We start from the raw sequence: 21,758 nt of genomic DNA on the forward strand, positions 1-21,758 counted from the left end.
TCGGTCCTCCTGTCTGCCAAAAGACATACTTCAGGGTGGACCAATTCAACGGGGGGTGGATCACATGACTAAGCGACCCCTAACCGCGCGTCAAGCATAAATTCCTACATTAGGATCATATACATTCCCTTTGTCAGCGACCCCAGCCGTGCGCGCTCTCGACGCAGCGGGAGATCGCTTGGAGCGCAGCAAAGCCCAGATTGGACTGCGGTCTCTCAGAACGTGCTGCCGACTTGCGACGATCCCTGCCCGAGCGCTGACAAATCCCTGCCAGGATCAAAGGAAATTCCCTGCCCGCCGCCCGACGCTTCGCGCAGAATCTCTGCAATTTCAGGCGTGTAGGCCAGAAGATCCCTGGCCACGCTGGCGTGACGTCAGCAGGCTTCCCTGCAAATTCCCTGTTAGCTGGGAAAGCGCCACATCATGTGCAGGCCGCCCCGGCGGCCTTGACCTCCGCGGGGCGGACGAGCATTCGCCGGCTACTTCGCTTTCGACGCCTCGTACAGCGCCTTCGTCTCGGCATTCATTGGATAAAGCCCCGGCAGCGAGGCACCCTCGTCGACCTTGGTCATGATCCAGGCTTCCATGCGCTCCTGCTCGGACGCCTCGGCCAGGACCGCCTCGAGGAGCGCGGCTGGAATCAGGACGGCGCCGTCCTGGTCGACGACGATGATGTCGTTGGGGAAGACCGCCACGCCACCGCAGCCGATCGGCTCCTGCCAGGCGACGAAGGTGAGCCCCGCGACGGAGGGCGGCGCGGCGACGCCGCGGCACCATACCGGCAGGTTGGTATCGAGCACGCCGGCGACGTCGCGCACCACGCCGTCGGTTATCAGCGCAGCGACACCGCGCTTCTGCATGCGGGCGCAGAGGATGTCGCCGAAGATGCCGGCATCGGTCACGCCCATTGAATCGACCACCGCGATGCAGCCTTCCGGCATCGCCTCGATCGCGGCGCGGGTGGAGATCGGCGAGGCCCAGGAGGCCGGCGTTGCCAGATCCTCGCGGGCCGGCACGAAGCGCAGCGTGAAGGCCGGGCCGACGAGGCGCGGCTGCCCGGGTCGCAACGGGGTCGCGCCGCGAATCCAGACGTTGCGCAGCCCCTTCTTCAGCAGGACGGTGGTCAAGGTCGCCGTCGAGACGGTCTTCAGGGTTTCGATCGCTTCGGCGGTCAACGTCATCGGGACATGCTCCTGGCTGTTGCCGGGACGTTACAGCAGCCACTCCGAAAACCGCATGCGGTTTTCGGAGAAAGCCCATGCGGCAGCGGGGGTGTCATCGCCGTGCTGAGGCTCGGTGCACCCTGCAGGGCGATCGGCATTCCCTTCGGGCGTGACGATTCGCTGCGGAGCGCGTGGGCCCGCAAAGGGGCTCGAACCCGCCGGCTTCTCAGACCAGTTCCGAGGCGAGCTTGGAGATCAGGCTGTTGGAGAGGATGATGGGCAGACCTGCTGCCGCAGCCGCCCGGCGATGGTCCTCCACGAAGCCCATGCAGTCCATCAGCAGGATCCTGGCCCCGCGAGCGCGGAGGTCTTCGGCCGCGTGGGTGACGGCTGCGAGATCACCCTGGTAGGGCGAGGCTGCCGCACAGACCGGCGGCAAGGTCAACGGCTTCCACTTGGCCGCCTCGCTGGCGATCTGCTCGGCCAGCGGCACGATGATGCCGAGCTGGGCGCCGGAAATCAGCGCAGCCACCGTCGGCGGCAGGATGCGGTCGGGCTCGAGGAAACGCGCCTGCCTCGTCCGCAGCGTCTCGAAATGGCCGGTACACAACATCAGGATGGTGGTGCAGCCCTCCGCCTCGAGCGCATGAAGCTTGCTCTGGGCGGCGGCCTCCGTCCGGGCCCGGTCGATGATCACCGACGAGCCGTCCAGCAGCTTGGTGATAAGGACCGGCTGGCCTGGAACGGGCGCGAAATCCTGCTCGATCGCGCTCCGGCCAAGGCCGTCGAGGACGCCCGCATGGATGCGCGGCAGATCGGCAGGCAGAACCGCATCGAGGATCGGGGTGATGTCCGCACGCGGCGCCTGGCCGATCGTGAGCGTTCCGAGCTTGCCCATCGCGATGGTCCCTGTTCCGAAAGCGGTAAAGCCCCGGGACAGCCGTCCCGGGGCTTCGTTGGGTCAAGGCTTGTGGAAGTTCTTGATGACCGAATCGAAGAAGGAAAAGATCGCGTCGCCGGCGATTACACCTGCGGCGAAGACCTCCATGTCGCCCTCCCCGCTGGCGCCGCGCAGCTTCTCCCAGATCAGCCGGCAGAGGATGCCTGCCAGCACCGCCCAGCCCGCCATCGGGAAGGCAATCAGCAGGCCGGTGGCGAAGAGCACGCCGATCTGCCGCTTCGGGCCGCCGATGAACTGCAGGATCGCGCCGGGGATCGCCCAGAGGAAGAGGTGCCAGGCGACTCCCGGTGCCACGCCGGCCTTGATCGTCGCGGCATAGACCTTGTCGACCGGCGCGATGAGATTGCGGTCGAAATAGGACTGGTAGGAGAACAGCACCACGGCGCCGGCGATGATGAAGGCGAACATCGCCGCGAAGAGCTGCTGGCGACGGCCGTCACGCTCGAAAACCGGATCGGCCCCGTTGCCGCGCAGCAGGTAGCCGGCCTTGAGGTCGTAGCCCATATCGGCGAAGGCAGGCCCCGTCGCGGCGGAGAAGCCGACGAGCAGGGCGAGCGCCGGCATGGGAAAGCCGATCAGCATGCCGATGATCAAGGTGATCAGCGCCACCGCGAAAGCCGGGAACCAGCCGGAATGCATCGCGGCGAGGCCGACGATCAATTCGTGCACATAGGCTGCAAAGGCCGCATAGAGCACGAACAGGATCAGCATGCCGATCGACATGTCGGTCATCAGCCCGCCGACAACAGCGATGAACACCGCGATCACGAGATAACCGATGGTGCCGAGGCCGAGCGCACGGCGCACCTCGGCGTCGCCGACGCCGGCCGTGGCATCGCCCGAGGCGCCCTTGTCACCGCCCCGAAACAGCAGGACCGCGACCTGGAACAGAGCGACCAGGCCCGCGCCGATCATGAAGCCGTGCGGGATATAGGCGGCCATCAGGTCGCCCTTGGGGATGATGCCCGCGAAGGCCTCGCCGCCGAAGAGCTGGCCGGAATAGCCGCGCAGCAGCAGGCCGATGCCGAACATCGTCAACGCCCAGATATTGCCGATGAAGGCGACGCCGAAGGCGGACATCGGGATGCCGGTCACCGCCGCCGAGCCGGCGAAGCCGATCCAGGCGAGCGGGACCTTGATGAAGGACACGACCATGCTCGCGACGAAGCCGACCCCCATCAGCGCGGCCTTGCGCCCACCCTCGTCGCCGGCCTTGATCGCCTCGGCGGCGGCGACGCCCGGAGGCCAGGCGCCCTGCGCCGGGAAGACGCGGGAATCGAACATCCGGTAGAGCAGATAGCCGTCGAGAAGCATGGCGAAAAAGGCACCCGCCAGCATCGGCAGCACCAGGTCCGGCCGATTTAGCAGCCAGGGGATGCCGACCGGCAGGAGCAGGCTGTTGGCGGCACCGAAGGTGGCCGAGGAGATCGCGCTCTGGGCGAGGTTCTGCACATGGATCGAGCGGTAGCGCATGAATGCGGCAAGCGGGATGCGCGCCAGCGCCATCGCCGCGAGCGCGCCGATCAGCGAGGTGTTCGCGGTGATGCCGAGCGACACGAGCAGCTGCATGCCGATGATCGCGCCGAAGACGCAGAGCACGGCGATGAACAGCAACGTCGCCGGCTCGAACAGGCTGGGGTGCCGCCGAGGCACCCCGTCATTCTGATGTGTCATGCCTCAGTCCCCTCATGGCCCCTGTCGGGCTGTTGTCGATTTCGTTGCCAGTCCTCAGGCAACCAGGATGCCGGCCTTGGCTTCGCCGACGTCCTGCGTGGCATGCGCTCCCTGCACGCCGTAATCGCGCTTGGCCGCATCGGGAGAGACGAACCCGAGCGCGATGTCGCGGGCGATCGCCTCCCGCGAGCGCTCGGAGGCCGGGCCGTAGCCGGCGCCGCCGGCGAGCACGAGCTCCACGATCTCCTGCGGCTGACGAACCTGGACGAGCTCGCCGGTGCCGACGTCCTTCAGCACATGGCCCTGCTCGTCGATTACCCGGCCCGACGCCCCGCCGCCGGCCTTGCCACCGAACAGGCCCGGGATCGGATTGTTGACCCCTTCCGGATAGAGCGAGACCAGCGTCGGCAGGCCGTCATCCGAGAGCTTGCGCAGCCGCACGCGCTGGCCGAGGCCGCCGCGATGCTGGCCGGCGCCGCCGGAATCGGTGAGATAGGTCTTCTCGACCACAAGCACCGGCACCCGCGATTCGAAGGTCTCGATCGAGGTGTTCGCGGCGGAAGTCGGGTAGAGCAGGCCGGACTTGCCGTCGCCCTGGGCCGAGCCGCCCTGGCCGCCGCCGCAGAACAGCATGTCGGAATAGGTGTCGCCAGCCGCGTCCCGGCCATAGACGCTCGCCGCCACCGGCAGACCGGTGAAGGCCTGCACCTGCTTCGGCGCCGCTTCCGACAAGGCGCGGAAGATGTTCGGCGCCAGATACCAGCCGGTGCGGGTGCGCAGATTCACCGCCAGCGGCTTGTCGCAGTTGAGGATCGAGCCCTTCGGCGCATCGACCGTGAAGGCACGGTAGCAGCCGGCATTGCCGCGGACATTCGGCGTCAGCATGCATTTCAGCGGGTAGGTGGCGTGCGCCATCGTGTAGTTGAGCGTGCAGTTCAGCCCGCCCTGCGGCAGCTGAGGCGGGGCGCCCGCGAAGTCGAGATGGATCGTGTCGTCCTTCACCGTCAGCGCCAGCGGGTAGTGCATCGGCGTGCCCAGCGGGTTGTTCGAAGCGGTGCCGTGATAGACCCCGTCCGGAATGGCACGAATGGCGTCGCGCATCGCCTTCTCCGAGCGACTCTGCACGACATGGGCGAGCGCCCTCAGGTCCTGCATGCCGTAATCGGTGAGGAAGGACTGGAGCCGCTCGGCGCCGATGGCGTTCGCCGCGACGAAGGAGTGCAGGTCGCCGAGCACCTGCTCGGAATTGCGCACGTTCTCGCCCAGCAGGCGCACCAGCGTCTCGTTGATCCGGCCCGCTTCGTAGAGCTTCATCGGCGGGATCTGGAAGCCTTCCTCGTAGATCTCGCGGGCCCGCAAGCTGTCCTTCGTGCCCCCGATATCCGAGACATGGCCGACCGTGCCCATCAGCCCGACGACGCGGCTGCCGAGGAAGACCGGCGTCACCACCGCGATGTCGAAGAGATGGCCGGCGCAGAGCCAGGGATCGTTGGTGATCAGCACGTCGCCGGGCTTCAGCGTGTCGGCCGGATAGCGCTCCAGCAGCGCCTTGACCGCGCGCGGCAGCGTCAGGTTGAAGACCGGCATGGCGCGGGGCGAATGTGCCAGCGTCTCGCCTTCGGGATCGAGCAGTTCGCAGGCGAAATCCTGCGCTTCCGAGATCACCAGCGAGAAGGCGGTGCGGCAGACCGTCAGCCACATCTCCTCGACGACGTTGATCATCCGGCTCCACATGATCTCCAGCGAGATCGGATCGGCCTCGATCCGGCGCGCGGCCTCGGCCAGCGGCATGTCGGCGGTGATCGTGGTCTCGGCCGCGTTCGGCTGTGCGACATGGACGATGAGGTTCAGGACGTCGTCGATGCTGACGCTGTCGCCGGGCGGCACGATCGTGGTCGATTCGCGCTCCTCGATGATCGCCGGTCCCTTGACGGTGTCGCCGGAACGCAGCGCGTAGCGGTCATAGACCGAAGCCTCGCTCCAGCCGCCCTCGAACCAGGCCTTGCGGCTGCCTTTGACCTTGTTGGTAGCGTCGCCGCCACCGGCCGCGCCGGAGAGCGAGAGCGTCGGCACCGGGCCGGCACTGCGGACGCGGAAATTGATCGCTTCCAGCCGCGCGCCCTCATAGACCGAGGTGTAGCGGGCGGAATAGGCCTTGCTGAACGCCGCGCGGATGGCCTCCAGGCTCGACGTATCGATAGTGCCTGATGGTAGTGGCACGGAGATGTCGTGCATCTGGCCGACGAGGCGCATGTCGGCCGTGCGCTCGACCGTGACGTCGTCGGACTTCACACCGGCTTCGGTCAGGTGCTTGCGGCCTTCGACCTCGAGATCGCGGAGCACGGCATTGACGGAAGCCGCATCGAAGCCCTCGGAGAACTCGACCGGCAGCGAGCGCACCATGTCGAAGGAGAGCGGCGCGGCCAGGAAACCGAGCGCGGAGGCCGCGCCCGAGGCCGGCGGGATGATGACCTGCTTGACGCCAAGCACGCGGGCGACATCGACGGCATGGGCCGGGCCGGCACCGCCGAAGCCGACCATCGCGTAATGGCGGGGGTCCTTGCCCTTCTCGACGAGATGGACGCGGGCGGCGGCGCCCATGCTCTCGACCACGACCTTGTGGATGCCCCAGGCAGCTTCCTCGATCGAAAGGCCGAGCGGCGCAGCGACGGTCGAGACGGCCTTGCGCGCCGCCTCCAGGTCGAGCGCCATGCGCCCGCCCAGGAAGAAGCCGGGATCGTAATAGCCGAGCACGAGATTGGCGTCGGTCACGGTCGGCTTGGTGCCGCCCATACCGTAGCAGGCAGGTCCCGGATCGGAGCCGGCCGAATGCGGGCCGACCTTGAGCAGGCCGACCTCGTCGATCGCGGCGATCGAGCCGCCGCCGGCGCCGATCTCGATCATGTCGATGACGGGCGCCTTGATCGGCAGGCCGGAGCCCTTGGCGAATCGGTTGACGCGGCCGGCCTCGAGCATCGGCGCGATCTCGGCGCGGCCATCCTCGATCATGCAGGCCTTGGCGGTGGTGCCGCCCATGTCGAAGGAGATCACGTCCTTGTGGCCGGCGAGTTCGCCGAAAAGGGCCGTGGCGAGGCCGCCGCCGGCGGGGCCGCTCTCCAGCAGGCGGATCGGGAAGGTGCGCGCTGTCTCGGGCGAGACGAGGCCGCCGGCCGAATGCATGAGCGTCAACGAACCGCGGAAGGAGCGGGCCGCAAGCTCGCGCTCCAGGCGCTGGAGGTAGCGGCGCATCAGCGGCTGGACATAGGCATTGGCCGCCGTGGTGACGAAGCGCTGATACTCCCAGATCTCGGCGACGACCTCGCTCGACAGCGAGACGGTCAGCTCCGGGCAGGCCTCGCGGACGATCCGGCCGGCTTCCTGCTCATGAGCAGGGTTGCGGTAGCTGTTGAGGAAGCAGATCGCGATTGCCTCGCAGCCGGCGGCTTCGAGCTCGCGGGCGGCCTTGCGCACGGCGTCCGCGTCGAGCGCGGTGACGACCTGACCGTCGCGATCCATGCGCTCGGCCACTTCGAGGCGATGCTCGCGCGAGACCAGCGGATCGGGGAAGGTCAGGAACAGGTCGTAGATGTCGTAGCGCTGCTCCGTCCCCATCTCGAGGATGTCGCGGAAGCCTTTGGTGGTGATCAGGCCGAGCTTGGAGCCCTTGCGCTCGATCACGGCATTGGTGACCAGTGTCGTGCCGTGGACGATGTCGCCGACATCGGCCAGCGTGATCCCGGCCATCTCGACGAGTTCGCCCAGCCCGATCAGCGCCGCCTCGGAAGGATCGTGCGGGGTGGTCAGGCGCTTGTGCAGGCGGACGGAGCGTTCCTGCGAATCGTAAAGGATGAAGTCGGTGAAGGTGCCGCCGATGTCGAAGCCGATGCGCCAGCGATTGCTCATGGAGCGGTCTCCGCGATTGAAAGATCCAAGGGATAGAAGCGCTTGTCCTGGGTGAGCGCCGCGATTTCGGCGGCCCCCTGCCCCAGCGAACGAATGATGGCGAGGCGTTCGGCCGGCTCGACGATGGCCGCCGGGAACGACATGCAGAGCGCGACCTCGTCGCCCGTAGCGGGGTCGCCCACCGCGACGGAGACGGCATGCACGCCGCGCACCGCCTCGTCATGGGATTCGGCGAAGCCGGTACTGCGGACGACGGCGAGACGCGCGAGCAATTCATCCATGTCCCGGGGAGCCGTGTCCGAGGGCGCCGCGAATCCTCCGGGATAGAGCGCGCGCACCTCCTCGTCCGTCAGGCGAGCGAGCAGGGCACGTCCGGTGCTGGAGGCGAAGGCCGGGATGCGGTCACCGATTGCGGTGACGACCCTGAGCGCATGCCGGCCGGGATGGGCGGTAACGGCGACGATGTCGGCGGCCCGCCGGACGCTGATGTAGCCGGTATGGCCGATCCGATCCGAGATGTCCCCGACCACGGCGTCGGCGCGGTCGATCAGCGAGGCGGCGAAACGATAGATCTGGCCGACCTGGTTGAGCAGCAGCGAAGGACGGTAGCGCTTGCTGTCGCCGACAGTCTCGAGAAGTCCCTCGTCCCGCATCGCCCGGAGCAGGCGCGAGGCATTGCTCTTCGGCATGCCCAGAAGCGTGACCAGATCCGTGACGGTGACATCGTGCCGCGTGCTGGAAAAGCAACGAAGCACCTCCGCAGCCGCCGACAGGATCGACATTCGCTCGCCTCTCAATATTCCAAAAAATGGAACTTAAGTTCCATTAATAGAAACATGGCATCGAAATGGCGCAGCGTCAATCAGCCGCGGACGAGCGACAGAGGCTTTGGATGGAGCTTGGGAGGTAGACGGCGCAGGATCAGGCGTGCGGCCTATCGGCGCCCAGTTCGGCACAGGGCGCGCGGAAAGCCGCGTCCGGGCTACGGCTGCGGGTTTTCAGGCCTGCTGCATCCGAAGGGATATCCGGAACCTGGCGGCGTTCGCAGTCGACGGCGGCGCGCCGATGTCGGGTCAATGTCGATAAGTCGAACAGCGACGATCTCGCGCTCTTAAGTTCTCCCGCACGGGCATCTGGGGGTCCGCTCGGCAGCGATACCCGGCGAGCCGGAGATAGGTCTGGTCAGCGGGCAGCGGAACGCGATTGCCCTGCGGCAGGGCGCCGGCGGCGGCCCCCCGCTCAGCGGGGCTCCTCGACATAGGTCGCGACGAAGCGCACCAGTTCGCTCTGACGCGCCGTGCCGGTCTTGGCAAACAGTCGCTGTAGATGCGTGCGCGCGGTCGTCGGGGCGATGCCAAGCCGCTTGGCTGCGATGATGGTGTCGAGCCCCTCGACGATCAGGGCCAGCATGCGTTCCTCTGTCGGGGTCAGACCGCAGGCTTCGGCGACCTCGCCGAGCTTGCGGCCCATCGCGATCTCCGGATCGTCCACCGAGAGCACGAAAAGGTCGATGCTCTCGAGGTGAACGGCTTCGATCGCGACCTGGCGTCCGCAGCGAAGCGAGAGCGGCAGACGCGCCTCGCCCGGCCATCCGCCGGTTCCGCAGCGCTTCAGCCAGGACATCAGCCGCGCCATGAATTCCTTGTCGGATGCGGTGAAGCGATCCGCGCCGCCCAGCCCGTCGTTCTGCAGGGCCTGGGCGCCGCGATTGCTGAACTGGACGTTCAGCCTGGCGTCGATGACGAAGACCGGCTTCGACGCATGGGGCGTCGCCACCGGGGGCATGTCGCCGCGACCGGAAAACGGGGCGCAATCCGGCCGAACTGGAACCGCGAACTGGAGCGACATCGACGACCCATCCCTCTTGCCCGGGACCGCTGCTTCGCCTTGGTGCCGGCCGGATCATCCAGCCGAAGCGGGCAAAGCGCGCGTCCATATGCCTTCGTCGCGCCAGGGGTGAGGAAGGTTCAAAGCGTCAGATGGGTTTTTGGATTGTTATTGGACTTGTTAAAATGCGCGAGACCAAGCTCCGCTCAGCTCTGCAGCGAGAGTCGGTAGGTGTATGTGTCGCCCCGGAACAGCCCCTCGACATATTCGAGCATATCACCGTCCGCACCGTAGCTGCGGCGCTTGATCAGCAGGCAGGGGACGGGCTTGCTGAAACCGAAGATCGCGCATTCCTCGGCGGTGGGCGCCGCCGCCTCGATCGTCTGGTCGCAACGAACGAGCGGCATGCCTAGCTCCGCGAGCTTGGCATAGACCGAGCCGCTGAGGTCGCTCTGTGCGAGTCCCGGGGCGCGCTCGAGGTTGTACCATGCGATCTCGCGCGACATCGGCACGCCGTCGCCGGAGCGCACCCGCACGAGCTTGAGGAAGTCGATATGGGACGAGCGGCCGAAGATCGAGGCAATCGAGCGGTCGTTGACCACCAGGCGCTCGAGGATTTGCGATGACGGCACCCGGCCGAGCTCGCGCATCTCCTCGGTAAAGCCCTTCAGCCGGTCCATGCCGGAATGCAGGCGCAGACCCGGCCCCTGCACGATCGAGCCGAGACGGCCCTGCGCACTCAGCAGCTTGCGCTCGCGCAGGGCGTTGTAGGAGCGCTGCACCGTGGTGCGACTGATGCCCAAACGCTCGGCCAGCTGCCGTTCCGCGGGAAGGGTGGTTCCGGGCGGCAGGGCTCCGTCGTCGATCAGCCTGGTCAGTTGCTCCTCGAGCTGCTGATAGAGCGGCTTGGCGGTATCGTCGCGCAGGTCCAGCAGGTCCTGGAACGACGGTTTGGGTGCGGGCAATTCAGGCTCTGTCGGTGGGGGCATGATTGTGACACAACCCGGGTAGCAGCAGTTGAGAGGGGAAGGCAAACGCGATGGCCGACGGGCCCGTGTTCGTGCTGGGCAGCTTCGTGGTCGCCTGTTCGGCGAAGGTGCCGCGCTTCCCGCGACCCGGCGAGGCGCTGGCGGCACAGACGGTCACGATCGAGCCCGGCGGCAAGGGCCTCAATCTGGCGATCATGTCGCGCCGGCTCGGCATGGTTGTGGACGGTATCCTCGCCATCGGCGACGACATGGCCGCGGCCTTCGCCGCGCCCGCGCTGGGCCGGGCCGGCTTGCCAGGCAGCATGCTCGTCGCAATCCCGGGCCCGACCGGCAGCGGCGTCGGCTTCACCGATGGGCAGGGCGAGACCAGCGTGGCGATCGCCAGCGGAGTCAATTCCGCCGTCACGCGCGGCCACATCCAGGCCCGCGCCGGGGCCATCGCCGGCGCCGGGCTCGTGATGGCCCAGTTCGAGACGGGCGACGACCCGATCGCGGAGGCCTTCGGCATCGCCAGGCGCGCCGGCGTCGAGACCCTGCTGAACCCCTCGCCTTTCCGGTCGATCCCGCCCGATATCCTGCGGCAGACCGGCATCCTGGTCGTCAACGAGACCGAAGCCGCCGACCTCGCGGCCGACATCGGCTGCGATCCAGCCGATGCGGGCGATCCCGCCCGCTTCGCCACGGCGCTGGCGCCGGCGATCGCTGCACGTGGCCCGGCCCTGGTCGTCATGACGCGAGGGGCGGCCGGGGCCATCGCGGTGCCTCGCTGCGGCGTCGCCGTGGCCCAGGCCGGCATCGCAGTCGACACGGTCGACGCGCTCGGGGCCGGGGATGCCTTTGCGGCCACGCTGGGCGTCGCACTCGCGCGACGACACAGCCTGGCCAACGCCATGCTGCATGCAGCCGCGGCCGGGGCGCTCACGACGACCCGCCAAGGCGTCTTCGATGCCTTGCCGGGACCGGAGGCGATCGCCGAGCTGCTGGCGCGTCGCCGATTGACACCGGAATCGCGCCTGTGATTTTTGGATTGCTTTTGGACTTCACTTGACGCTTTGCTGCTGCTAGCCTGACGTTGCTGCCGCAGGGGCGCGGCAGCCATCGCCTGCGGAGAACCGTCATGCCGGCCCAGGATTTCGACACCGTCATGGCGGCGGTGGACCAGCTGATGGCCGGCGCGATGGACGAGGCGCAGATGCCCGCCGCCGCCGAGACGCTGAGGCAGCTGTTCAATGGCTCGAAAGCCTGCTTCGCCGGCTTCGGACCGCATCCGGACGACTGGGTCTCCTACGCGACCAATGTCGACGAGACCCTGCAGGCCCGCTGCTTCGGCGACCTCGCCCAGGACTTCATCGAGATGGGTCTCGCGCTGCGCCACATCCCGCTGGGTCGGGTCTATCTCGACCATGAGGTCCATGGCCGGGAGGCCCTGCAGCGCAGCCGCGTATGGCAGGAATGGATGCAGCCTCAGGACATGTATGGCGGGATGGCCTGCCGCCTGGCGGAGAACGGCGAGGCGTTCTGGTTCTTCGACGTCCAGCGTGGACGGCAGCAGGAAGGCTTCGACCGCGACGATGTCGCACTTCTCGCCAGGCTGTACCCTGTCCTGCGCCGGATCGCCGATATCCGCCGCCATCTCGGCCGCGTCACGATCGAGCGCGACGAGGCCCGCGGCGCTCTCGACGCCCTCGCCATGGGCATCGTCATCCTCGATCAGGATTTGCGCATCGTCTATGCGAACGAAGGGGCCGACGAGATCCTCTCCGGGCCCGATGGCGCGCTCTCGCTGCGCCAGGGCCGCGTCTTCGCCCGCCAGCCTGCGGAGCAGCGCCAGTTCAAGCAGCTCGTCGAGGCTGCGGCCCATGACAGCCACGCGCCGCTCACCCCGCGGCGGAGCAGCCTGGTGCTGAGCGCCGGCGACCGCTCTCATTCACTCTCTGCCTGCGTCATGCCCGCGGCCTCCCCCGTGCCCGCTGGATCACATCGCAAGGTCATGGTCGCACTGCGCCGGCTCGACATGGCGACCGACATGGTCGCCTGCGCACGGCAGCTCTTCGACCTGACCGAAACCGAAGCCAAATTCGCCTCCGCCCTCGCGAGCGGATTGTCCCTGACGGAGGCGGCCGACACCCAGGGCGTCCGGATCTCCACCGCGCGAACCCATCTGGCGCGCATTTTCCAGAAGACCCATACGCGCCAGCAAAGCCAGCTCGTCTCGCTCCTGCGCAGCGCGGCCCTCCCCCTCCGCGCCGGCTGAGCCCGATCCGGCGGCGTCCCCCCGGGCCGCCGGTTCCTGCACTGCTCGAGGGAAAGGCTAATCCGCTCCCACAAACGGTCCCATCATCCAAATGGCGGAGAGAACGCTAAAGTTGTTCAGGCCGGCTTACCGGGCCTGTGCAGGCGGCCGCCGGTCAGCGGCCGGGGAACGCCGGTCGTCGAGGGCAGGCTGAGCGGCAGGTTCCGGAGCGAGCGAATCGCGAAATAGGCGAAGATCTGCGCCTCCAGCGCGTCGCCGTTCCAGCCGACGGTCTCGACCGGCTCGACCGGCACGCCGAGGCGCTCGCCGAGCCGTGCCATGAAATGCCGGTTCAGCCGCCCGCCGCCGCCGACGAGCCAGCGCCGCGGCCGCTTCGGCACATGGCGGAGCGCCGCGACGATGCTCTCAACGGTGAAGGCGGCGAGGGTCGCGGCCCCGTCGGCATCCGAGAGCGGCTCGACCACCCGGGCGCGGCGGTGGAAATCATTTCGGTCCAGCGCTTTCGGCGCGGGCCTGTCGAAATACGGATTGGCCATGAAGCCCGCCACGAGTTCGTCATGGACGCGGCCGCTCGTGGCGAGCGCGCCATCGGCATCGTAGGGCCGGCCGAGGCGACGCTGCATGAAATCGTCGAGTATGGCGCTCGCCGGACCGGTATCGAAGGCTATGACCGTGTCGCCATCGACATAGGTGATATTCCCGACGCCGCCGAGGTTGAGCACCATCACGGGCTGCTCGAGCTCCTGCGCCAGGGCACGATGATACAGCGGTGCGAAGGGAGCGCCCTCGCCGCCGGCCGCAACATCGGCGTCACGGAAGCGGTCGACCGTCGGGATGCCGAGCGCATCGGCCACCGCCTGCCCGTTCATGAGCTGCCGGGTGAAGCGGCGTTCGGGACGGTGGTAGATCGTCTGGCCATGCAGGCCGACGAGATCGACGGCGCCGAAATCAAGCCCCTGGTCGTCGGCATAGCTGCGGATGGCGGCGAGATGATCGGCCGTGACCGCCGCCTCGAGTTCCGCGAGCGGTTCGGATGCGGCCCTCTCCGCATCGGCGATGACCGCCTGCAAGGCGCGGCGTGTCTGGTCGCGATAGGGATAGGAGGCACCGGCGCCGAAGGCGAGCCGGTCGCGCCCGTCGCTCGTCACCAGCGACACGTCGATGGCATCCATCGAGGTGCCGCTGATCACGCCGATCGCGGTCAGAATCGCGGATGGGTCAGAAAGACGATCCGCCAATCGCGGCTCCTTGCGGCAACGACTCACTCGCCCGGCTGCGGGCCGTCATAACCGCCGATGATGACGAGGTCGGACTTGCCGGCAGCGCTGAGATGCTTCACCGCCTCCTGATATTCCGGCGAGGCGTAGCAGGCCCGAGCCGTCTCCTCGTCCTTGAACTCGATGACGACGTTGTGCTTGCGGCCCTCGCCGCGGGCGAGCTTGTACTCGCCGCCGCGGACCAGGAACTTGGCGCCGTACTTGGCGAAGGCGACGGCGTTGAGCGAGCGATACTTGCCGTAGGCCTCGTCGTTCTCGACGTCGACCCGCGCGATCCAGTAGCCCTTCGCCATCGCTCAGGCCCCCTCGACGGCGACGAGGTCGATCTCGCCCGCGCCTTCGCGCAACTTGCGGGCCTCGGCATATTCCGGCGAGAAGAGATAGGCTCGCGCCGAGGCGAAATCGTTGAACTCGATGACGATGTTGCGGGCGCGCCCCTCGCCCTCGCCGACCGTCATCTGGCCGCCGCGCACGATCGGCGTGCCGCCATAGATCTTCATCACCTCGGAAGCCTTGGCGGCATAGCCCGCCCATTTCGTGGCGTCGGTGACCTTGGCGCGGCCGATGACATATCCCTTGGGCATGGTGCTATCCGTTGGCTGAATCGGTTTCGGCGCGGAGCTTACGAAGCCGCGACGATCTCGTCCATGACCGCGCCCGCCGCTGCGCGCGGGTCTGCCGCGCGGATGATGGGACGCCCGACGACGAGATGATCGGCGCCGATGCGGATCGCCTCGGCCGGCGTCAACGTGCGCTTCTGGTCGCCGGCCGCACTGCCGGAGGGTCGGATGCCGGGGGTGACGATGACCATGTCCGGGCCGATCACGTCTCGCACGATCGCCGTCTCTGCGGCCGAGCAGACGATCCCGTCGATGCCGGCGCTGCGAGCCTGCTCGGCACGCAGACGCACGAGATCACGCACGGCGAGCCCATAGCCGGCGTCGCGCAGGTCGGTATCATCGTAAGAGGTCAGCGCGGTCACCGCGAGGAGCTTGAGTGCCGCATCGCCGCGCCCTTCGACCGCGCCGCGCATAGTCTGCGGATAGGCGTGGACAGTAAGGAAGGTGACGCCGAGCTTGGTCAGCGATTCCACGCCTTCGGTCACGGTGTTGCCGATGTCGTGCAGCTTGAGGTCCAGGAAGACCTTCTTGCCCTCGGCCACGAGTTGGCGCGCGAGATCGAGCCCGCCGGCAAAGGCGAGGCGATAGCCGATCTTGTAGAAGGTGACTCCGTCGCCCAACGTCGAGACGAGGTGGTACGCGTCCCACACGGTCGGCACGTCGAGGGCGACGATCAGGCGGTCGCGGACATCGTTGATCTTCTGGCTCATCAACCGGCTCCCTGAGTTTCGAGGGAAGGCGCATGATTCGAAGCCCGATGCAAGGGCATGCGAGCCGCGGCCTTTCGTGCGGCCAGCGGTTGCGAGCTCTGCCGATCAGGCGGTCACTCGACCGGCGTGCACTCCATCCGCACACGCTCGCCTGGCCGGCTCGCGGTCCGGCAAACGACTTTGGCCGGCAGCAGCGGCGACGGTGCAGCCGCCGGGGCGGCCGCTGCGACCGGCGCCGCAACCGGAAGCACGGACCGCGCCCGCGACGAGGCCAGTCGAGGCGCGGAGCGGGCCACCGGCTTGGCCGTTGCCCGAGGCGGCACAATCGGCAGCACCCGCTGCTCCTTGACGGTTTCGACAACCGGAGGAGCGGCGACCACCACGGGCTCAGGCTGCTCGGGAGACGAACGCCAGGGCGTCAACGAGGCCAGCCGCGTGAAGGCCTCCATGGTCGGTCGCGTGATCGACTCTGCGGTCGGCATCGACTGCATGCAGCCGGCAAGTGCAACGCCGAGAAAGCACAGAGCTGCGCGGTTCGGGATCGACAGCATCTTCGCCGCTCCTGCTGTGGACTGATCGCGAGCAGCGGGATCGTGCCCGCCCCGCCCCGGCCAAGTCAACCTTCGGTCGCATCGGCAGCAAGCAGAGCGGTCAACGGGATGACTCGAAGGCGACGACGACATGACAATGCCATGAGGGCGGGCCGCGATCGCTCAGCGCACAGCAGCTTTGTCGGAAAATGGATTCCAGCTTGCGCGCCCATGATCTAGGCGTCTCCCGCCGTTCTCTGGAGACAGCCTGCAATGTCCATCGCCGCGCTGACCGGCTTCCTGCTGCTGGCAGGGGTCGCAGCCTACGCCCAGACGCTGACGGGGTTCGCCTTCGGCCTGATCACCATGGGCGGCGTCGGCCTGACCGGCCTCCTGTCGCTGCCGGACGCGGCCGCGCTCGTCAGCGTGCTGACGCTGGTCAACGCCTCGCAGATGCTGATGAAGGGCTGGCGCGACGTCGCGTGGCGGCAATTCGGGCTGGTGATGCTGACCAGCCTCCCCTTCCTCCTCGTCGGCTTCGCCCTGCTGGGCTGGCTGGCGGGCAGCCGCGCCGATCTCCTGCGACTGGTGCTGGGCTGCACGATCATCGTCTCCAGCTTCCAGCTCGCCCGCAAGCCACAGCAGCTGGATCATGTGTCGGGGGCGCCGAGCTTCCTGTTCTTCGGCGGCATCGCCGGGCTGATGGGCGGCATGTTCTCCACCTCCGGACCGCCCGTCGTCTACCACTTCTACCGGCAGCCCATGCCGCACGCGATGGTGCGCGAGACGCTGGTGACGATCTTCGCGGTGAATGCCACGCTGCGGACCGGGCTGGTCGCGAGTTCCGGGCAGATTCCGTCCACCTCGACGCTGACGGGCCTTCTGGCCGTCCCGGTGGTGATGGCTGCGACCCATCTTGCGCGGCGCTACCCACCGCCGCTGACGCAACGCGCCCTGCGGCAGATCGTGTTCGTGCTTCTGCTGCTGTCGGGCGTGGCGCTGGCAGCGCCCGCCGTGATCCACCTCGGCCGCGGCTGAACCGCCGCCAGCGTTCAGAACTGCGGCATCTCCGGCTGCTGCGCAGTCAGGACCTGCTGGAAGACCTGATCCCAGACATCCGGCGGCTGCGCGCCCGAGACGGCGAGCTTGCCGTCGATGATGAAGAAGGGCACGCCGGTGACGCCGACCTCTCGGGCATGGTTCTCCAGCCCGATCACGGTCTCGCGCAATTCGTCATTGGCGAGTTCGTCGCGCGCGGCCTGCTCGTCGAAACCCTGCTCGACGGCGATCTGCACCAGCGTCTCGACGTCGCCGATGTCGCGCCCGTCCTGCCAATAAGCCTTGAACAGTGCCGCCTTCATCTCCGTCCCGCGCTGCACGGTGGACGCGGCGGCGATCAGCATATGCGCCATCCGCGTGTTGACGCTCTTCGTCACCTTCGCCCAGTTGAAGGTGACGCCGCTCTCCAGCGCCGCCTCGGACAGGCGCAACTCGATCTCCTTGCGCTTGCCCGGGCCGAATTTGGTGTCGAGATATTGCGTGCGGTCCATGCCCTGCTCGGGCATCTCAGGGTTGAGCTCATAGGGCAGCCAGGTGATGGCGAAGCGCTCGTTGAGCCCCCTACGGGAGAGCGCCGTCTCCAGCCGCGCCTTGCCGATGAAGCACCAGGGGCAGGCAACGTCGGAAACGATTGCGAGCGGCAACTTGTCCTGCATGTCGATATCCTTGTGCTCGTCTCGGCATCGGCTTTTCGGAACGCCGGCTGCCACTTCTTCGGGCCGATGCCCTAGGTCGGCGGATAGCGATGCCGCCCGCCCTGTCGGTCTTCGGCGATCGCTTCCGCGCCCGGCGTCTCGCAGCCGGAGAGGAAGGACGGACCCACTGGGATCTTGCCGGCGCCGCCGGGGATGTCGAGGATATAGGTCGGCTGGCACAGCCCCGAAAGGTTTCCGCGCAGGCTTTTGACCAGCGTCTGCCCCTCTTCCAGCGTCAGGCGGAAATGCGAGGTGCCGGGCGCCAGGTCGGGATGGTGCAGGTAATAAGGCTTGATCCGGTTCTCGACGAAGGAGCGCATCAGGGCGCCGAGCGTCTCGACATCGGCGTTGACGCCCTTGAGCAGGACCGACTGGCTCAGCAGCACATGGCCGGCATCGGCCAACGTCGCGATGGCCGCGCAGGCGGCATCGGTGAATTCGCGCGGATGGTTGGCGTGGATGGCGATATAGCTCGCCTTGCCGGGAATGCGCAGCGCCTTCGCGTAATCCGGCGTGATCCGGCCCGGATCGACCACCGGCACGCGCGTATGCCAGCGCGTCACCTTGATATGCGGGATCGCGGCGAGGCGCTTCGCCACATCGCGAATGCGGCGGGCGGAGAGGATGAAGGGATCGCCGCCCGTCATGATGACCTCCCAGATCTGCGGCCGGGAGGCGAGATAGGCGAGCGCGGCGTCGAGTTTTTGGCCGGTCAGCGCATCGCCGCCGGGGCCGACCATCTCGCGGCGGAAGCAGAAGCGGCAATAAACCGGGCAGGCATGGACGAGCTTGAGCAAAGCGCGGTCGGGATAACGATGGACCACGCCCTCGACCGGGGAATGAGCCTCGTCGCCGATCGGATCGGCCAGTTCCTGCGGCAACGTTGTCAGCTCGGCGGCGTCGGGGATGAACTGGCGCGCGATCGGATCGGCGGGGTCGGCGGCATCGATCAGATCCGCGACGGCCGGCGTCACGGAGACGGCATAGCGCTCGGCCAACTTTTGCAGCGCCTCGCCGCGAGCGGGGGAGACCAGGCCCGCATCGACAAGCGCGTCGATGCTGCGCAAGGGCTGGCCGCCGGGAGGCTGGTGAAGGGTCATGCCCTACCCCTGCCCGGTTCCGCGACCGGCGTCCAGAGCACGTCCTCGATCCGGCGCGCGCCGACGCAGAGCATGACCAGGCGGTCGAAGCCGAGCGCAATGCCGGACGCCGCCGGCATCCGCGCCAGCGCCTCGAGAAAATCCTCGTCGATCGGATAACGCTCACGATAGATGCGCTGCTTCTCGTCCATATCGGCCTCGAAACGGCGGCGCTGCTCTTCCGGATCGGTGAGCTCGCCGAAGGCGTTGGCAAGCTCGACGCCGCAGGCATAGAGCTCGAAGCGCTCGGCCACGCGCGGATCGCCGGGCTTCGGCCGGGCGAGCGCCGCCTCGCTGATCGGGTATTCGCAGAGGATGGTGGCCCGGCCGCGCCCGAGATGCGGTTCGATGCGCTCGGAGAGCACGCGGCTGAAGATGTCCGACCAGCTATCGTCATCGGCCAGGCGGATGCCGGCGGCGACAGCCCGAGCCGCCAGCGCGGCGCGGTCGGTCGTGCCGTCGGGCGACACAGTGGCTAACAGGTCGATCCCGGCGTGGCGGGCGAAGGCATCGTGCAGCGTCAGCCGCTCGGGCTCGGCGAAGGGGTCGGCCTCGCCGTCCCGCCAGCGCAGCGCCGCAGTGCCAGAGGCGCGAGCCGCCTCGGCCAGCAGCCCCGCGCAATCCTGCATCAGCACATCGTAATCCTCGCCGGCGCGATACCATTCCAGCATGGTGAACTCGGGATGGTGCAGGGCCGTGCGCTCGCGGTTGCGGAAGACGCGGGCGAAATCGAAGATGCGCCTCTCTCCGGCCGCCAGCAGCTTCTTGGCCGCGAATTCCGGCGAGGTGTGCAGGTAATAGGGATGCGGCGCGGCAGCGTTGTCGATCAGCGTCGTCGCGAAGCCGTGCAGATGCGTCTCGTTGCCGGGCGAAAGCTGGAGGATCGCAGCCTCGACCTCGGTGAAGCCACCGGCCTCGAACCAGCGCCGCAGCGCCGCCTTGATCCGCCCTCGCGCCAGAAGGGCTGGCCGGCGGTCGGCATGGATGTCGGGCCGCCAGAACGGCGTCGCGGAGGAACTCATCGAATCTCGTGCCGGATGCGTCGCAAAGCTTTCGTTTCGCGCGCGAATGCGGTAGTTGCGCGGCGACAGGAATTGCATAGAGCATCGCGCGAAAAAGTGGGAACCGGTTTTTCGCGGTAGCGATGCTCTGAGTTTCAAGCTTGGCGCGGGCTCGGCCTGCGCACCAGAAGGACATTCACGTGGTCAAGGTCATCGCCTCTTCCGTCCGCAAGGGCAACGTCCTCGAACTCGACGGGCAGCTCTGCACCGTCATCTCGGCCGAGAGCTTCTTCCCCGGCAAGGGCACCCCGACGACGCAGATCGACATGCGCCGCATCGCCGACGGCGTGAAGATGACTCAGCGCTACAAGACAACCGAGCAGGTCGAGCGCGCCTATGTCGAGGATCGCGACTTCACCTATCTCTACCAGGACGGCGAGCAGTACGTCTTCATGAACCCGGAGACCTACGACCAGATCCATGTCGACAAGGACGTGGTCGGCGACGCCGCTCCCTATCTCCAGGAGAACATGAAGGTCTCGCTCTCGGTGTTCGAGGACAAGGCCGTCGCGATCGAGCTGCCGCAGCGCGTCACGCTCGAGGTCGTCGAGACCGAGCCGGTGACCAAGGGCCAGACGGCCTCCTCCTCCTACAAGCCGGCGATCCTTTCCAATGGCGTGCGCAGCGCCGTGCCGCCGCATGTCGGCGTCGGCACCCGCATCGTCGTGATGACGGCCGACGGCTCCTATGTCGAGCGCGCGAAGGATTGATCTGCAAGAGCACGCGCCGCTGAAAATTCTCCTCTATAGATTCACGCAGCGGGCCCTTTCCGGGCCCGTTGTCGTTTTCCGAGGATATCCATGACGCTCACAGTCAAGGCAGCCGCCCTTTCCGGCTTCGTGCAGACACTTCATGCGCTCGACGCCATTCTCGACAAGGCCGTAGAACAGGCCGAGGCCCGCAAGATCCAGCCGGAAGTGCTGCTGAACGCGCGGCTGGCGCCCGACATGCTCGCCTTCACCCGCCAGATCCAGCTCTGCTGCGACTTTGCCAAAAATGCGGTGGCGCGCCTCTCCGGCGGCGAGAATCCGCGCTTCCCGGACGAGGAGAAGAGCTTCCCCGAGCTGAAGGAGCGCATCGCCAAGACGCTCGCCTTCGTCGATGCCGCCGACAGCGCCGCGCTCGATGCGGGTCTTGCCCGCGAAGTCACCTTCCCGCGCGGCCCCTCCGCCACCGTGACGATGACCGGCGAGGCCTATCTGACCCGTTTCGCCATCCCGAACTTCTATTTCCACGCCACGACCGCCTACGACATCCTGCGCGAGAACGGCTTCCAGATCGGTAAGCAGGACTTCCTGAAGGGCGTCTTCGACGCGTGAGGTCAGCCTTCCCAGCATGAGCGCGACGCCTGCCATCACGATCGAACGCGCTTCTCCCCGGGATGCCGGGGAGATAGCCGCGCTTTATCTGGCGTCGCGCGCGGAGGCCCAGCCCTCGCTCCGCCGCGTCCATAGCGACCACGAAGTGCAGGACTGGATCGCGACCGTCAGGCTCGCCAGCGGCGAGACCTGGGTGGCGCGGGAGGCCGGGCGCATCCTCGGCTTCCTCAGCCTCGACGGCGAGGATATCGACCAGCTCTATCTTCTGCCGAACGAGGTCAGGCGCGGCATCGGCTCGCTATTGCTGGCCAAGGCCAGAGAACGCAGCCCGGAGCGGCTGACCCTGTTTACCTTCCAGAGGAACACGGCAGCCCGCACCTTCTATGAGCGTCACGGCTTCCGCCTCGTCGATCTCAACGACGGCGAGCGCAATGAAGAAGGTGAACCCGACGCACTGTACGAATGGCGCCGATCGTTTTCGGAAGAGACCTTGTAAACGGGAACGAGCGCTCCCATTTCAGTGTTGCGGCGATGTCGAGAGCGTTCCACAGCTCTCCAGCGTCGTTGAAGACGGCCA

21 protein-coding genes are annotated in these 21,758 nt (G+C 67.4%); 6 read left to right on the forward strand and 15 right to left on the reverse strand.

The genetic code is table 11. From position 1 onward, the window contains the following. Positions 1-479: 479 nt before the first annotated feature. The 7 genes from BGO20_RS13700 to BGO20_RS13730 form a co-directional block, all read right to left on the reverse strand. On the reverse strand, positions 480-1,181 hold the full coding sequence (locus tag BGO20_RS13700) for a ribonuclease activity regulator RraA (protein ID WP_291664630.1): 702 nt from the start codon (positions 1,179-1,181) through the stop codon (positions 480-482). 208 nt (positions 1,182-1,389) lie between these two features. Beyond that, entirely contained in the window at positions 1,390-2,061 is a 672-nt protein-coding gene (locus tag BGO20_RS13705; RefSeq protein WP_291664629.1) for an AroM family protein, read from the reverse strand. A gap of 63 nt (positions 2,062-2,124) precedes the next feature. Beyond that, a complete protein-coding gene (locus tag BGO20_RS13710) occupies positions 2,125-3,798 on the reverse strand; it encodes an OPT/YSL family transporter (RefSeq protein WP_291664628.1) in 1,674 nt (557 codons plus the stop codon). Between the two features lie 54 nt (positions 3,799-3,852). Next, positions 3,853-7,701: a hydantoinase B/oxoprolinase family protein gene (locus BGO20_RS13715; RefSeq protein WP_291664627.1), complete on the reverse strand. Its 3,849-nt coding sequence runs from the start codon at positions 7,699-7,701 to the stop codon at positions 3,853-3,855. Continuing rightward, positions 7,698-8,483, reverse strand: a complete 786-nt coding sequence (locus BGO20_RS13720) for an IclR family transcriptional regulator (RefSeq protein WP_291664626.1) — start codon at positions 8,481-8,483, stop codon at positions 7,698-7,700. Before BGO20_RS13720 ends, BGO20_RS13715 begins: the two co-directional genes overlap by 4 nt. Positions 8,484-8,940: 457 nt before the next feature. Further along, the gene (locus BGO20_RS13725; RefSeq protein WP_291664625.1) at positions 8,941-9,549 is read right to left on the reverse strand and encodes a helix-turn-helix transcriptional regulator; all 609 of its coding nucleotides are present in this window, start codon (positions 9,547-9,549) and stop codon (positions 8,941-8,943) included. A 185-nt stretch (positions 9,550-9,734) separates the two neighbouring features. Further along, positions 9,735-10,493, reverse strand: a complete 759-nt coding sequence (locus tag BGO20_RS13730) for a GntR family transcriptional regulator (RefSeq protein WP_291664624.1) — start codon at positions 10,491-10,493, stop codon at positions 9,735-9,737. A gap of 74 nt (positions 10,494-10,567) precedes the next feature. Here BGO20_RS13730 and BGO20_RS13735 point away from each other — a divergent pair, with 74 nt between their 5' ends. Then, positions 10,568-11,536 carry a PfkB family carbohydrate kinase gene (locus BGO20_RS13735; RefSeq protein WP_291664623.1) on the forward strand — a complete coding sequence of 323 codons (969 nt, stop codon included), beginning with the start codon at positions 10,568-10,570 and terminating at the stop codon, positions 11,534-11,536. Between the two features lie 98 nt (positions 11,537-11,634). Then, positions 11,635-12,771 (forward strand): helix-turn-helix transcriptional regulator, encoded by a 1,137-nt coding sequence (locus BGO20_RS13740; RefSeq protein WP_291664622.1) that lies wholly within the window; start codon positions 11,635-11,637, stop codon positions 12,769-12,771. Between the two features lie 116 nt (positions 12,772-12,887). Here BGO20_RS13740 and BGO20_RS13745 read toward each other — a convergent pair whose 3' ends face one another. The 5 genes from BGO20_RS13745 to BGO20_RS13765 all read right to left on the reverse strand — a co-directional run bounded on the left by BGO20_RS13745 (position 12,888) and on the right by BGO20_RS13765 (position 15,929). Beyond that, entirely contained in the window at positions 12,888-14,009 is a 1,122-nt protein-coding gene (locus tag BGO20_RS13745; protein WP_291664621.1) for an anhydro-N-acetylmuramic acid kinase, read from the reverse strand. Between the two features lie 23 nt (positions 14,010-14,032). Further along, positions 14,033-14,341, reverse strand: a complete 309-nt coding sequence (locus tag BGO20_RS13750) for a DUF1330 domain-containing protein (protein ID WP_291664620.1) — start codon at positions 14,339-14,341, stop codon at positions 14,033-14,035. A gap of 3 nt (positions 14,342-14,344) precedes the next feature. Beyond that, entirely contained in the window at positions 14,345-14,632 is a 288-nt protein-coding gene (locus tag BGO20_RS13755) for a DUF1330 domain-containing protein (protein ID WP_291664619.1), read from the reverse strand. A 38-nt stretch (positions 14,633-14,670) separates the two neighbouring features. Further along, positions 14,671-15,378, reverse strand: coding sequence for an orotidine-5'-phosphate decarboxylase (gene pyrF / locus BGO20_RS13760; RefSeq protein WP_291664618.1), 708 nt, complete (start codon positions 15,376-15,378; stop codon positions 14,671-14,673). Between the two features lie 113 nt (positions 15,379-15,491). After that, on the reverse strand, positions 15,492-15,929 hold the full coding sequence (locus BGO20_RS13765) for a hypothetical protein (RefSeq protein WP_291664617.1): 438 nt from the start codon (positions 15,927-15,929) through the stop codon (positions 15,492-15,494). Positions 15,930-16,181: 252 nt separating this feature from the next. On the opposite strand from BGO20_RS13765, the gene BGO20_RS13770 reads away from it, so the two are divergent. Beyond that, a complete protein-coding gene (locus tag BGO20_RS13770; protein WP_291664616.1) occupies positions 16,182-16,946 on the forward strand; it encodes a sulfite exporter TauE/SafE family protein in 765 nt (254 codons plus the stop codon). A 14-nt stretch (positions 16,947-16,960) separates the two neighbouring features. Here the strand turns inward: BGO20_RS13770 and BGO20_RS13775 are convergent, their stop codons facing one another. The 3 genes from BGO20_RS13775 to epmA all read right to left on the reverse strand — a co-directional run bounded on the left by BGO20_RS13775 (position 16,961) and on the right by epmA (position 19,823). Continuing rightward, positions 16,961-17,623: a DsbA family oxidoreductase gene (locus BGO20_RS13775; protein WP_291664615.1), complete on the reverse strand. Its 663-nt coding sequence runs from the start codon at positions 17,621-17,623 to the stop codon at positions 16,961-16,963. 71 nt (positions 17,624-17,694) lie between these two features. After that, complete coding sequence (locus BGO20_RS13780) at positions 17,695-18,762, reverse strand: lysine-2,3-aminomutase-like protein (RefSeq protein WP_291664614.1); 1,068 nt, start codon at positions 18,760-18,762, stop codon at positions 17,695-17,697. Next, positions 18,759-19,823 carry an EF-P lysine aminoacylase EpmA gene (epmA, locus tag BGO20_RS13785; protein WP_291664613.1) on the reverse strand — a complete coding sequence of 355 codons (1,065 nt, stop codon included), beginning with the start codon at positions 19,821-19,823 and terminating at the stop codon, positions 18,759-18,761. The genes BGO20_RS13780 and epmA overlap by 4 nt, the downstream gene beginning before the upstream one ends. Positions 19,824-20,002: 179 nt before the next feature. On the opposite strand from epmA, the gene efp reads away from it, so the two are divergent. The 3 genes from efp (at position 20,003) to BGO20_RS13800 (ending at position 21,677) form a co-directional block, all read left to right on the forward strand. Further along, positions 20,003-20,572, forward strand: coding sequence for an elongation factor P (efp, locus tag BGO20_RS13790; protein WP_291664612.1), 570 nt, complete (start codon positions 20,003-20,005; stop codon positions 20,570-20,572). A gap of 90 nt (positions 20,573-20,662) precedes the next feature. Further along, complete coding sequence (locus tag BGO20_RS13795; RefSeq protein ID WP_291664611.1) at positions 20,663-21,181, forward strand: DUF1993 domain-containing protein; 519 nt, start codon at positions 20,663-20,665, stop codon at positions 21,179-21,181. Between the two features lie 16 nt (positions 21,182-21,197). Then, positions 21,198-21,677: a GNAT family N-acetyltransferase gene (locus BGO20_RS13800; protein WP_291664610.1), complete on the forward strand. Its 480-nt coding sequence runs from the start codon at positions 21,198-21,200 to the stop codon at positions 21,675-21,677. Positions 21,678-21,758: the final 81 nt, after the last annotated feature.

The organism is Allobosea sp. 67-29 (assembly GCF_001898115.1).
Classification (GTDB): Bacteria; Pseudomonadota; Alphaproteobacteria; order Rhizobiales; family Beijerinckiaceae; genus Allobosea.